At 44.4% G+C, this 13,070-nt stretch carries 12 protein-coding genes and 1 riboswitch; of the genes, 7 read left to right on the plus strand and 5 right to left on the minus strand.

Going from position 1 to position 13,070, the window contains the following annotated elements; all coding sequences use genetic code 11:
• Positions 1–15: 15 nt before the first annotated feature.
• Both FD04_RS10690 and FD04_RS10695 read right to left on the minus strand, forming a co-directional pair.
• Positions 16–588 (minus strand): ECF transporter S component, encoded by a 573-nt coding sequence (locus tag FD04_RS10690; RefSeq protein WP_056948779.1) that lies wholly within the window; start codon positions 586–588, stop codon positions 16–18.
• A gap of 130 nt (positions 589–718) precedes the next feature.
• Positions 719–808: riboswitch (TPP riboswitch) on the minus strand.
• A 59-nt stretch (positions 809–867) separates the two neighbouring features.
• Positions 868–2,091 (minus strand): MFS transporter, encoded by a 1,224-nt coding sequence (locus FD04_RS10695; RefSeq protein WP_054700685.1) that lies wholly within the window; start codon positions 2,089–2,091, stop codon positions 868–870.
• Positions 2,092–2,418: 327 nt separating this feature from the next.
• Here FD04_RS10695 and pyrF point away from each other — a divergent pair, with 327 nt between their 5' ends.
• The 4 genes from pyrF to FD04_RS10715 all read left to right on the plus strand — a co-directional run bounded on the left by pyrF (position 2,419) and on the right by FD04_RS10715 (position 5,546).
• A complete protein-coding gene (gene pyrF, locus FD04_RS10700) occupies positions 2,419–3,129 on the plus strand; it encodes an orotidine-5'-phosphate decarboxylase (RefSeq protein ID WP_056948780.1) in 711 nt (236 codons plus the stop codon).
• Positions 3,130–3,131: 2 nt separating this feature from the next.
• On the plus strand, positions 3,132–3,773 hold the full coding sequence (gene pyrE, locus FD04_RS10705) for an orotate phosphoribosyltransferase (RefSeq protein ID WP_056948782.1): 642 nt from the start codon (positions 3,132–3,134) through the stop codon (positions 3,771–3,773).
• 121 nt (positions 3,774–3,894) lie between these two features.
• Positions 3,895–4,701: a Cof-type HAD-IIB family hydrolase gene (locus tag FD04_RS10710; RefSeq protein ID WP_054700688.1), complete on the plus strand. Its 807-nt coding sequence runs from the start codon at positions 3,895–3,897 to the stop codon at positions 4,699–4,701.
• 44 nt (positions 4,702–4,745) lie between these two features.
• The gene (locus tag FD04_RS10715) at positions 4,746–5,546 is read left to right on the plus strand and encodes a Cof-type HAD-IIB family hydrolase (protein ID WP_054700690.1); all 801 of its coding nucleotides are present in this window, start codon (positions 4,746–4,748) and stop codon (positions 5,544–5,546) included.
• Between the two features lie 73 nt (positions 5,547–5,619).
• Here FD04_RS10715 and FD04_RS10720 read toward each other — a convergent pair whose 3' ends face one another.
• A complete protein-coding gene (locus FD04_RS10720; protein ID WP_056948784.1) occupies positions 5,620–6,579 on the minus strand; it encodes a nucleoside hydrolase in 960 nt (319 codons plus the stop codon).
• A gap of 210 nt (positions 6,580–6,789) precedes the next feature.
• Here FD04_RS10720 and FD04_RS10725 point away from each other — a divergent pair, with 210 nt between their 5' ends.
• Positions 6,790–7,812 carry a PrsW family intramembrane metalloprotease gene (locus tag FD04_RS10725; RefSeq protein ID WP_056948786.1) on the plus strand — a complete coding sequence of 341 codons (1,023 nt, stop codon included), beginning with the start codon at positions 6,790–6,792 and terminating at the stop codon, positions 7,810–7,812.
• Between the two features lie 20 nt (positions 7,813–7,832).
• On the plus strand, positions 7,833–8,828 hold the full coding sequence (locus tag FD04_RS10730) for an NAD(P)/FAD-dependent oxidoreductase (RefSeq protein WP_191981760.1): 996 nt from the start codon (positions 7,833–7,835) through the stop codon (positions 8,826–8,828).
• Positions 8,829–8,903: 75 nt separating this feature from the next.
• On the opposite strand, the gene FD04_RS10735 is transcribed toward FD04_RS10730, so the two are convergent.
• On the minus strand, positions 8,904–11,036 hold the full coding sequence (locus tag FD04_RS10735; RefSeq protein WP_156660472.1) for an LTA synthase family protein: 2,133 nt from the start codon (positions 11,034–11,036) through the stop codon (positions 8,904–8,906).
• A gap of 215 nt (positions 11,037–11,251) precedes the next feature.
• On the opposite strand from FD04_RS10735, the gene FD04_RS10740 reads away from it, so the two are divergent.
• Complete coding sequence (locus tag FD04_RS10740) at positions 11,252–11,908, plus strand: histidine phosphatase family protein (RefSeq protein WP_054700701.1); 657 nt, start codon at positions 11,252–11,254, stop codon at positions 11,906–11,908.
• 104 nt (positions 11,909–12,012) lie between these two features.
• Here FD04_RS10740 and FD04_RS10745 read toward each other — a convergent pair whose 3' ends face one another.
• Positions 12,013–12,933, minus strand: coding sequence for a VOC family protein (locus tag FD04_RS10745; RefSeq protein WP_054700705.1), 921 nt, complete (start codon positions 12,931–12,933; stop codon positions 12,013–12,015).
• Between the last annotated feature and the right edge of the window lie 137 nt (positions 12,934–13,070).

Genomic DNA, 13,070 nt, shown 5'->3' on the forward strand with positions numbered 1-13,070 from the left:
GAAATAACCTCAATTCTAACGAGTTTGTGTTTGCATTAGGTGAGTTCGATCAAGTAAGTTGACGATCATCTTGGAGAGTAGGCCACCAAAGAACCAGGTCGAGATTAAGCGAATGATGAACAGTGCGACCAGTAAGCCAAGGTGGTATGAAGCATAGCCGTTACGGGCCATATCCCAACCAAAGGTGACGATGGTTGTAGTAAGTACGCTTAAGTTCAGGCTAAACCAATCGAAACGTTTATAACCGGTCAGCGTAAAACCAAGTTCGGAGGCAACCCCTTGAACGACACCAGAAATCATCGTGCTAGCGCCCCATTGACCGCCGAGAAACATCTCAACGATTGAACCTAAAAATTCACCTAAAAATGCGGAACCAACGCGTTTGAAGAGGTAGCCGGCTAATGGTCCGGCCATTACCCAGACGCCCATTAAAATATCGTTGGCAGCTGGGCCAAGGCCAACTGGTGTCAGTGCGAGGGTTAGCACGTTATACAACGGGCCAATCACCCAGTAAATCACACCGAAGAAAATAGCAATTAAAGTTAGTAAAATAATGTCGCGAAGATGCCAAGCGTTTGAAGCTTTCATGAAAGCGACCTCCCTATAATAATTGATGCTAAACGTTGTTGAGAAAACCAAATGCTGAACACAAAAAACGGCCCGAAGATAGCAATTGTTATCTTCGGGTCGTCCTTTTGGCAATTTAAATTTAAATGCGATTTATCGTGCATTATGCTCCCTTCGCTGGTACTAACCAGATCAGGTTCAATGGGTGTATCTCAGCCAAAAGGCACCCCAGATAACGTTTAGTTCACTCACAAGTGTACACGGTCTAAAATAATTTTGCAATGAAAATGCAATTCTGTGTTAATGATTACCAAGTTTCTTTAAGTTAGGAATGGTAAGCATGGTACAAAAACTGATCAAGTAGAGGATTGAAAGGAAGCCCATTACGATGAACAAGGTATAATGATCCATCAAGAAACCAATCACAACGCTCGAGAAACCACCGATTGCACGACCAACGTTAACAATCACATTGTTAGCGGTTGATCGAATCTCAGTGGGATATAGGCGTGAGATAACGGCACCATAGCCACCAAACATACCGTTTGAGAAGAAGCCAAGCACAGCACCTGCAATCAATAAGGTGACTTCATTGACGGCTAGCGTGATGGCAAAAACTGCGATGGCCGATGCAATCAGGAAAATTCCGAAGGCCCGCCGTGGGCCGAAGTAGTCTAAAATGCTACCGAAAGTCATCATACCGATACTCATCCCAACGATTGTAGCAATCATCCAGATCGAGCTACCTGAAACACTCAAACCAAGTTTTTGCTGCATGATGGATGGTAACCAGTTCATTAAGCCGAAGTAACCAGCGATTTGGACGATTACCATGACCATGAGTGCGATGGTCTGATAAGTTAATTGGGGCGTTTTGAACAGGGCACTGACGCGGACCCGTTTACTAGCGTCCTTTTCAGCTTGTTTAGCCGCCAAAAATTCAGGGCTTTCGTGTAGGTGACGACGAATGAAGTAGGTCAAAATAACGGGAATCAAACCGAACAAGAATAGTGCCCGCCAACCAAAATCGGGGATGATAAAGGCTGCTGCGATGGCAGCTAGAATGGCGCCAATTTGACCACCAATGGCTGCAATTGAAGTCATCTTACCAATCTTGTTATGCTTAAAGTTTTCGGCGATCAGCGTAATGCCGACGCCGTATTCACCACCGGCGCCGACGCCAGCAATAAAACGACAAAGATAAACCATCGCAACGCTGTGGGCAAAGTACATGGCTGCGGTGGCAATTGCAAAAATGAAAACAGTGTGCGAGAAAGTTTTGACACGACCGACACGATCACCAATAATGCCAAATAAAATACCACCCGCTAACATACCTAAATTCGTAATCGACGAAATCAAACCTGCTTGAGCACCGTTGATGTGTAAATCAGCGATGATCGATGACAATGCGAATGAGAGAAACAAAACGTCCATGTTCTCTAAAGCAAAGCCAGCTGAGGTCGATGCAATCGTCCATTTCTGGTTGGTAGTTAACGCGTGGTTGTGCGTAGTGGTTTCCATATTAAGTTGCCTCCAAAATAAATGCTCACGGGCATTTGTTATTTTTACGGTCCCAGACCGTTGTTGAAGTCATTGTGACATAGTGTTTTGAATTATTCAACCCCCAGTTGTAAAAGCTAAGTCAGCGTCAATTGATTTTCAGGACTTAGATTTCAATTTGAACTGCACTTGACGATTGTTGATGAAGTGCGTTAAACTCAGTACAACAAATCTTTAAATTAGCCCAGAGAGACTAACAAGTTTACGGATAAACCCACCAGTAGTGTGGGATCAGTGAACCGTTTAGCCGTGGGCTAGACGGTTTTTTGCTGTAGAAAGGTGAAGTTCATGCGACCAATCATTATTGCGTTAGATTTCGAGGATCGACAACAAGTTTTTTCATTTTTAGACCAGTTTGAACATCAAGAGCAACTATTTGTTAAAGTTGGGATGGAACTCTTCTACTTTGAAGGGCCAAAGATTTTGGCCGAATTACGCAAACGCGGCATTCAGGTTTTCTTAGACCTCAAGCTTTATGATATTCCTAACACCGTTGAACAGGCCATGTATCAATTGGGACAACAAGAGGTATCAATGGTAACAGTGCATGCCGCTGGGGGCGCTGAGATGATTCGGCGAGCCAAAAAGGGACTATTACGCGGTAGCCAAAAAGCGGGGGTTAAACCAGCCCACTTGCTGGCAATTACCCAATTGACTTCGACTTCAGAAGAACAAATGCGGTCAGAACAATTGGTCAATGCGAGTTTAACTGAATCAGTCAGACACTACGCCCAACTTGCACAAAGTAGTGGTGCGGATGGTGTGATTGCTTCAGCACTCGAAGATCCAATGATTCACCGGTCAACCAGCGATGATTTTTTGTGTATCAACCCTGGGATTCGATTAGCAACGGATAGTGTGGACGACCAAAAGCGAGTCGTGACACCTGCACAAGCCGCCAAATTAGGGAGTAACGGACTAGTAGTAGGGCGTTCAATTACCAAAGCCGCCGATCCGGTTGCTGCTTATCAAAAAATTCTGACAGAATGGGAGCTATAATCATGACAGACATTGCACGTTTAATCGCTAAAGATTTACTTGAAATCAATGCAGTCACCCTTTCACCAAACCAGCCGTTTACTTGGGCCAGCGGCATCAAGGCACCCATCTATACAGATAATCGGCGAACGATTGCTTTTCCAGCGGTACGCAGCCATATTGCGGATGGTCTTGCAACATACATCAAAGCGCATTTTCCAGATGCAACTGTGATTGCCGGCGTTGCAACTGCCGGAATTCCGCATGCTGCCATCGTTGCCGATCGCTTGGGACTCGCTATGGGGTATGTGCGTTCGAAACCAAAGGACCACGGGACTGGCAAACAAGTCGAGGGACAGATTACGATGGCCGATAAAGTGGTTTTGATCGATGACTTGATTTCGACTGGTGGTAGTGTACTTGGCGCCGCTAAAGCCGTACAGGCAACTGGTGCAACCATTCTTGGCGTCTTGGGGATTTTTTCGTATGAGCTGCCAGATAGTACGGTTAATTTTGAAGCTGCTGGTCTGTCATTGCATACTTTGACCAACTACAGTACGTTGGTTGAGCTAGCCAATGAAAATCATGACATTGATGAAACAGAACTCGCTTCTCTAAAAAAATGGCGACAGGATCCTTGGCAATGGGCCCCGACAGCTAAATAACAATTATCGTTAAGTTCAACCAGATAGCATTTAACTCAGGTCGATTTTTGACCAGTTAAATGCTATATTTGTTTGGAAACCAACTCAATTAAATTTACCAGCCACGCAGGAGGCGACGGGCATGACGTTAAAACTGATTGCAACAGATATGGACGGGACGTTTTTAAACGACCAAGGGACATATAACCAACCACTATTTCAAACCCTACTGACAAAGATGGGTAAGCGAAATATTCACTTTGTAGTAGCGAGCGGAAATCAATATCCACATTTGCCACCATACTTTGAAGGCGTAACCGGTGAAATCACTTACTTGTGTGAGGACGGCGCGCACATTGTTCAAGGCAATCAGACCATTAGTGAAGATGTGATACCGGCTGATTTATTACGTGAATTTTTAAACTGGCTGGCTAATCAACCACTCTTTGAGCACGCCTGGATTCTTTTGTCTGGCCGACAAGCAGCCTATACCGAGATGTTACCTAGTTTGAAGCGTTTTAAGCAATCCAGTTATTTTTACGGTAACTTAACGCACGTGCCAGATTTGGCTGAAGTGACCGATGCAATTTATAAAGTTGACATTACCTGGCCCCAATTTGACGTGAGCGAACAAGAGCGGTTAATAAACGAGGCCTTTCACGGCCAACTGCGTGCCACATCAAGCGGATTAGGTGGCCTTGATGTTGTGTTACCTCACGTCAATAAGGCGTACGGCTTAGCCAAACTACAAACGCAATGGCAAGTGACCCCGGCCGAAACCATGGCTTTTGGAGACAGTGGCAACGATTTAGAGATGTTGGCAATGGCACAGCAGGGATACGTGATGCAAAATGCTCCTGAAAGTGTGCGACAACAAGTTGCGTTGGTGACCGGGCTAACGAATAACCAGGACGGTGTGTTAAAGTTAATTGAGGCGGCGCTAAAGTAGTCGCACCAAGAATTTGAATAGATTAAACATAATGAGGTGGCAAAATGATCAAGTTAGTTGCGTTAGATTTGGATAATACCTTACTTACTAATGACAAACGCATCAGTGAAGTCAACGAAAAGGCCTTAAAAGCACTTACGGCGAAGGGCGTAAAGGTCGTACTGTGTACGGGGCGGCCAATTAACGCTATTTGGCATTATATTGAACAGCTTGGGTTAACTCAACCCGATGATTTTACGATTACATTTAATGGTGCATTAGTTATCAATAATACAAGCCGAACGGTGCTGGCACAGCAGGGCATTACCAAAGCTGAACTCAAGCCATTACACGACTTTAGCCAAGCCAACCAATTTCCAATGGATGTCTTGAATTTTGAACAGGTTTATCCGATGACCGATTTAGTTGCCTCGACTTATCAGTTGGGCGGTAACATTAAATTTGAACCCATGACGTTTGACCAGTTGCCTGACAAACTTTACGCAAAGGTTGTGGCAGCTCAAAAGCCAGAGATATTAGACCGCTTAACGGATGCATTACCGACCGAACTGAAACAGCAGTATCACGTTGCCCGGTCCCAACCACACATCCTGGAGTTTTTGAGTCCAACAACTGATAAGGCAGTTGGGTTGCATGCTTTACTAGCTCACTTTGGCTGGGATGAAGCACAATTAATGGCCTTTGGGGATGCTGAAAACGATACTGGCATGTTGAAAGCTGCGCGGGTGGGTGTTGCCATGGCGAATGCTCAACCCCAAATTACTGCGTTGACTCAGTATCATACCGCTTCCAATGAGGATGACGGCGTTGCGCAATTTGTTAACCAGTATTTTAACGAGCATTAGATAATACTTTCGTATAAAAAACAAAAGAACCATCAATACCTAATCTTGGGCATTGATGGTTCTTGCTAATGCATTAGTTTTGTTTAAACAAACCAGTTAAGTAGTTCATAAAGGTTTCCAGGTAACGGTCAGCATCAACGTTAATCCCAACGTTGACGTTGGTTTCTGGTTGATCGAGGCGGGCCTGATCGCCAATGGTTCGACCGTATGTGGCCTTGTCAGTTGAGACAAACATGTTTAGGCCAAGCGTGGTGATAAAGCTTGGATCCAAAGCGACACCGACAGCTAGTGGATCATGCAATGCACAACCAGGCACTTGTGGATTAGTTTCTTCATAGGCTTCAATATAATAGTCGACTAGGTCAGCAAAGGCGGTTCCTGACTTCGTGTTTAATTCACGCCAGAGTGAGGTTTCTTTACGAGTCAGAAGTGTTCGTAACGTCACATCAAGACCAACCATGGTCAGGTGCATTGGGCTGGTGAAGACTGCGTTGGCAGCTTCAGCGTCTTGGTTGATGTTGGCTTCGGCATAAGCATTCACGTTACCTTCAACGGTTAAAGCGCCACCCATTAAGGTGACATTACCAATTTCAGTCGCAATTTCTGGCGCTTTTTCAAGGGCCTTTGCCAAGTTGGTTAAAGGACCAGTTGGCACTAACGTGAGGTTTTTGCCGTATTGTTTAACGGCGTCAATTAAGAAATCAACACCGGATTGCGTTTCAAGTTGGCGGGCGGGTTCTGGTAATTCAACTTGACCGATCCCGTTTTCACCGTGGATTCGTGCACTAACAGCCATTCGGTCAAAGTGGTCACTTGTAAGGGAGTGACTTTCACCGAGGTAAACTGGCACATCAGTTGCGCCAAGTAATTCCAAAATCTTGAGCGCGTTAATGCCGCCATCTTTAACATAAACGTTACCATATGATCCGATGATACCGATCAAATCAACGTCAGGTGCAGCAAGCGCGTATGCGATTGCAAGCGAATCGTCAATACCAGTATCTAAATCCAAAATCATTTTCTTTGTAGCCATCAAAAAACCTCCATCGGTGAGACTTATACCGAGTCTCACTGTATCATTAAGTTGAAAGCGCTGTACTATACACTTTCATAATACCGAGAATATCGGGGGAAAGCAAGCCGTGTCGGTGAGTTGATCCACAATTCTTGACAAGTCCGGTAATGAACCGCTTGCGCTGAGTCGTTTTAGTTAGTAGACTAAACATGTTTGCGGGAGGCGATTATGACTCAAAATTTGACGGATCCGAAAGCACAACCAAAAAAGCATCGAGATAATTTACTCGATGATGCTACTAAAGAACTCAATGAGTGGACTGGTGACGATACCGCGGTTGAAATTCACCTGTTTCGCATGTTTTCTGAAGTGTTCAAGCGCCACGATAAGGATGAGGCGGATGCCCTATTTATCGTTGGCACTAAAACGACAACCCCCAGTTTATCTGCAGTATCATCTGCACCAGTCAAACCCTGGTTATTCTCACGAGTTTTGGCACTTCTGGGTCTTAGCTTTGGACTGCTAACGTTACTGTTTTTAGTATTTCACAGTGATAAAGCCGTGCCGGGAATGGTGTTTATTGGTTCATTAGCGGTGCCGTTTTCGTTAGCCATTATGTTTTTTGAAATTAATGTTTACCAAAACATCTCGGTTTTTCAAGCGACACAGGTGTTTTTGATTGGCGGAATTGCGTCATTAATTGCAACCATGATTTTGTACCAAATTATTCCGTCAGGCAACGGGGTCGATCTTTGGTCCGCAATTGCGATTGGTTTCATTGAAGAGACCGCAAAGTTGCTGATTATTGGCTACTTTATTAATAGTTTTCGCTTGAATTATATCTTCAATGGTTTGTTAATCGGTGCCTGCGTTGGTGCTGGCTTTGCGGTGTTTGAAACGTCAGGATACACTGGTGAATTTGGCTTGGTAACGCTGTTTGTCAGAAGTTGGCAGGCAATCGGTACCCACACGATTTGGTCAGCAATTATTGGTGCGGCCATCGTACTGGCAAAAGAGGGTCGTCAACCCGTTCAAGGCAAAACCATGGTAAGACCCAAATTTTTGCGATTTTACGTATTAGCGGTATTACTGCACGCCGCTTGGGATTGGGAGATTCCCATTCCAATCGTTTCAGATTTCGACCTTCAAAAATGGTTGATCATCATCGTCGGTTGGGTCGCAATTTTTGTCCTAATTGACGCTGGATTAAGAGAAGTACGAACGTTACAGGGACAACACATTATTAATTAGAGCTGAAAGAGGTGTCCATTTTGGATGAACAATATGATTTAACAATTGTCGGTGGAGGACCGGCAGGCATTTTCGCCGGATTCTACGCTGGGTTGCGTGAAGCTTCGGCCCAGTTGGTTGAAAGTTTACCCGTTCTTGGCGGGCAGGTCAGTGCACTTTATCCCGAAAAGCGGATATTAGATGTTGCTGGTATTCCAGACATTCAAGCGCAACATCTCATTGATCAACAGTTGCAACAGTTCAAACAGTTTCCAATCGATGTCAAAACAGAGCAGACTGTGACGGACATCAAAGCCGTTTCCGGTGGGTTTGAAGTCACTACTCCTGCAAGCGTAAGTGCAACTAAGACAGTTTTAATTGCAGTTGGGAATGGTTCCTTTTCACCCCGGCCACTGAATATTGATAACGTGGCGGAATTTGAGGGTAAAAACTTATTCTATGCGGTGACTGATCTTGAACATTTTCGCGGTCGGCGAGTACTCATCGCCGGTGGTGGCGATTCAGCGCTTGATGAAGCACTTATGCTGGCACCCGTTGCCAAATCAGTGCACCTCGTTCACCGGCGTAATGAATTCCGAGCTCTGGAACACACCGTAGCTCAGGTGAAAGATAGTGACGCCATTGAGACGATTACGCCGTACATGATTCATGCGATTACTCAAAAAGAGTCGGGACTTGAAGTCACGCTCAAAAAGATGCGGTCAGACGATGATTTTAAGACGCTAGTAGTCGACGATGTGATTGTCAGTTACGGGTTTACGTCCGACCACAAAACGGTTGATGGTTGGGGAATTCAGCTGGAAACGGATCACCGTTTGTTTAAGGTGGATTCAACGATGCAAACTAGCGTACCAGGGGTCTATGCCATTGGCGACGGTGTAACCTATCCAGGCAAGCAGGCCTTGATTGCAACCGCATTTGGTGAAGCACCAATTGCCGTGAACGCCATTATGCAGTTGCTGTATCCGGATCGACGCGGCCCAATGCACTCTTCTTCAATTATTAAACAGAAATAAAGCAACCAGTAGATTGAAAAAAAAACGCATGACCAACAAAATTTGCTGATCATGCGTTTTTGTAATGTTAAATGATTATTTATCACCACTGTTGGCATCCGGATTAGTGATTTTGATTCGGTTAGTATCGGTGGACTTGTGTTTCAATTCTGGTGCATTCGTCTTGTAGTCAGACTGAGTTGAACCACCCTTTTCAGAGTAAAGACTCGTTGATTTATTCTTGAGTGCCTTTTCAATTTTAATCTCCTTAGTTAAGCCGTCAGCGTAGTTATAATCCGCTGGGTTAACAGCTTTCAGCCCCTTTGGATGGTAGAACCGGAGTAAGTTCTTTTGGTTTAAGGAATCTGAAAGGGAGAGTTTTTGCTTAACCTGATCTTGGACTTTATCAATTTGAGCTTGTAATTTTTTATCCGGATGTAGTTCTTGGCCAGTCTTGTTGTCGTACAGTGTTCCTGACAAGCAAGTATATTTATCACTGACCCAGTCTTCATTCCGGAAAGCGACGACTTGATCATGTTCCTTGGAGAACAAGTCGGTCCCAAATTGAATGTATTCTTTGGTACTGATACCCAGCAAGTGCAAGAGGGTAGGCAACACGTCAATTTCACCACCATAAGTGTGATCGATAAAGCCACCCTTAGTGCCTGGCATATTGAACATTAATGGTACGCGCTGGAGTTGTGTGTTATCAAAATCGGTCCAGTCATCGGCATTTTTACCCAGTACCTTGGCTAGTGCGCTGTTTTCAGAGTTCGAGATACCATAGTGATCACCGTAAAGGACAATCATACTCTTTTTATCAAGACCAGTTTTGTGCAGATAACTGTAGAATTCCTTGATGGCTTCATCTAGGTAATGCGCGGTCTTGAAGTAGTTATTCACCGTTTTGTCCCCAGTGTCAGGTGCCTTAAAACCATCATCTTGATCTTCACTGTCTAGCGAGAATGGGAAGTGATTGGTTACTGTCAGGTACTTCACGTAAAACGGTTGCTGCAGACGCTGGAGGTACTTGACGGAATCGTTGAATAGCAGTTTATCCTTTAAACCAAACCCGAGCGATTTGTCACCAGAGGTATCGTAATAACTCGCGTCGAAGAAGTATTGATAGCCCAGGTTCTTATAGGTGTTATTCCGATTCCAGAAGCTGGCCACGTTGCCATGGAAAACGGCAGTGGTGTAGTCACGCTTTTGGTGCAGAATCGATGGTGCACCTTGGAAGGTGTTATCACTACCCAGTTGCGCGAATAATGAGCCCTGTGGTAAACCATACGTACTGGTTTCAAGCATGTTTTCAGCATCACTGGTCTTACCTTGGCCAACTTCGTGGAAAAAGTTATCAAAGCTGTACGTCGATTGACTGTGGTACAGCTTATTCAAGAACGGCGTGACTTCTTTGCCGTTCACTTTTTTATCGATCAAAAATTGCTGGAAACTTTCCAAATGAACGACAATGACGTTCTTACCTTTAGCCTTGCCAAAATAGGCTTTATTCGGTTTGGCATAGTGCTTATGAACAAACTTTAAAATACTGGTCAGTTCGGACTTCTTAGCCGTTGCACGCACATCACTATTATGTTGGGTCTTAGCAGCATCGTAAATGGTGAAGGTATCAATACCGAGGTACTTCACCACGTAGGAACGATCAAACGTTTTGGTCAGCAGCTGTGGTCGGTTCATTTCGCTAACCGCCATTGTGAGGCCGAAAAGTAACACACCCACTGAGGTCACCGCAAAACCAGCTCGCCAGTTTAAACGGTTGTCATCGGTCTTCATTCGGCGAGTGAGTAACAAGATCACGACAATCACGAGGTCAATCCAAAAGAAGACATCGTGAAAATTGGTGAGTGCCACTGAGCTACCACTCAGTCCCTGGTTAACCTTACTGTAACCAAGCATAGTCGCCACCGTCATGAAGTCGGTAAATTCACGGTAGTAAATAACGTTGAGATAAAGCATCACGGTGTTTAAAATGTCTAAAATAATGATTGACGTGTAAAAAAGTCTGGTGCGCTTGATGTAGAGGGCCAGACTGTAAAAGATAATGGCAGTTGGTATCGGATTAAGGATAAATAGGATAAACTGCAGTGGATCATTTAAGGTGATGTGGAAATCAACAAAGTATGCGATCAGGGTTTTTAACCAAAAACAGATAATCAACAACGTTGCGAATCCCAATCGCGTGTTGGTTTTTTGCCACAAACGTTTCAATAACTCCAAGATGTTGGCTCCTTTAAAAAACGATGTATTAATGACAACTAGTTTAGCAGACTTTAAGGCGTGATTGCCATTTTATCGGTAATTTTATTAAAAAGTTAAGGCCTCGAAGGACCAATCCAGCACTGGAAACCGTTTTCAAAAACGGCTGTCAATTAATTCGGATGATGCTATACTTGAGGTAATAAATAAAGCGAGGTGTCAGTCTCATGACAAAGCTTAATCTTTATGTTGTACGACATGGTCAAACCTACTTCAACATTTACAATAAACTTCAGGGATGGAGTAATTCACCTTTAACCCAGAAGGGCATTGATGGTGCGGTGGCTACCGGTGAACGGTTAGCCGATACGCATTTTGATGCGGCGTATTGTAGTGATACGACTCGTGCGATGGATACGGCCAAATTAATCTTAAAAGCTAACCGCGCTTCGGAAGTTAAGGCGCCACAAACTGCGATGTATTTTCGTGAGGAATTTTACGGCTATTACGAAGGCAATGATATGGCGCAAGCCTGGTACTTAGCAGGTGCGCCTCATGGCTTGCCAACCTTTAAGGACATTGTGTCGAAGTATTCAATTGGTAAAGCCAAGGATTATCTTAAAGAAGCTGATCCTTTCCACCAAGCTGAAAATAACGACGAGTATTGGCAGCGAGTTGACCAGGGCTTTGATCTTATTCGTCATAATCCGGCATTGAAGGATGGCGATAACGTCTTGTTGATCAGTCATGGCAATACGTTGTTGAGCCTGATGGAACGGTATGGCCAGGGAAAGTATGATTTAACGGTTCGGCCGGCAAATGGGAGTCTAACTCGTTTGACGTTGACGGATGACGATATTATCGTTGAGAGTTATAATCAATAGTTTGTTAAATGCTAGATCACAGTAAAGGCCCCTTAGAATACCACAATCGGTATTCTGAGGGGCCTTTACTGGTGTCACTTGTGGTTGGGTGTTTCGTAGTATTGCTAATTGGTTAAATCGCCATCATCAGTGAAATCAACGTGCTGTTTAGCATAGTAATCAAGGATCTCTTGTCGATGAGATTCGAACTTAGGTGTTAAACCAAGGCTGTTACCCATCGTTAAAATTGGCTCGTCTAAGCTAAAGCCAGGTGTTGGGGTGGCAAGTTCGATACGGTTATCGCCAGGTTCACGGATGTAGAGACTCTTGAACCAGCCACGGTCACGGTACATTTCAATATCCCAACCTTGTTCCTTAGCGCGATCGTAGAGCGAGAGCAATTCGGCTTCGTTTTCAACGCGTAATGCAACGTGGTCGATTGAGCCACGACCGAAACGGGTAACTTGCTCAAAGTCGTCAGTCTGTACTAATTTGATTGCCTGCGCACCGTCAAGTTCAACTTGGTTATCGGTAACCGTTAGTCCTAAAAGTTGCTCAAAGAAGCCTTGTGAGGCGGAGACATCGGGTACGTGAAGCTCAGTACCTAGAAACCGGGTAATCTGATACTGGGCGTCGATACCGTTATTGGGTACGATCTGCCATTCCGTCAGCTGTGCATCTGTTTCAATCATGTTAACTGGAATTTGTTCTGGATCTTCAAAGGCCAAACCAGTTGCTGTGTCGCGACTTTCAATGCCGTTATCAGCTAACCGTGCTTGCCAGAAGGCCTTGCTGCCAGTTGGAATGGCCAAGCTAAAACCATTGATGAAGTGATTGCCATCAGTACGTCGACCAAGCAATGGTAAAACGAAAAAGGTGATGACAGAGCCTGGTGTACCTAAATAATCACCGTAAAATAAGTGTCTGATATGAATATTTTCTTGATTAACCGTGTTTTTTACAAGTCGTAACCCCAAAACTTGCGTATAAAAGTGGATGTTTTGCTTAGCATCCTTCGTTAATAATGAAATATGATGAGTTTGCACAACCTTCGCCTACCTTCATTAATATTGCCATCAGTATAGCATAATCACCCGCTAAAGCCGAAGAAAAAGCATGATGGCGGTAAAGAAAGCGCTTTGAATAAATAGTGTTTGACGGTTGTCGTATAATTAAACAAACG

The organism is Secundilactobacillus odoratitofui DSM 19909 = JCM 15043, from assembly GCF_001434895.1.
Taxonomy (GTDB): domain Bacteria; phylum Bacillota; class Bacilli; order Lactobacillales; family Lactobacillaceae; genus Secundilactobacillus; species Secundilactobacillus odoratitofui.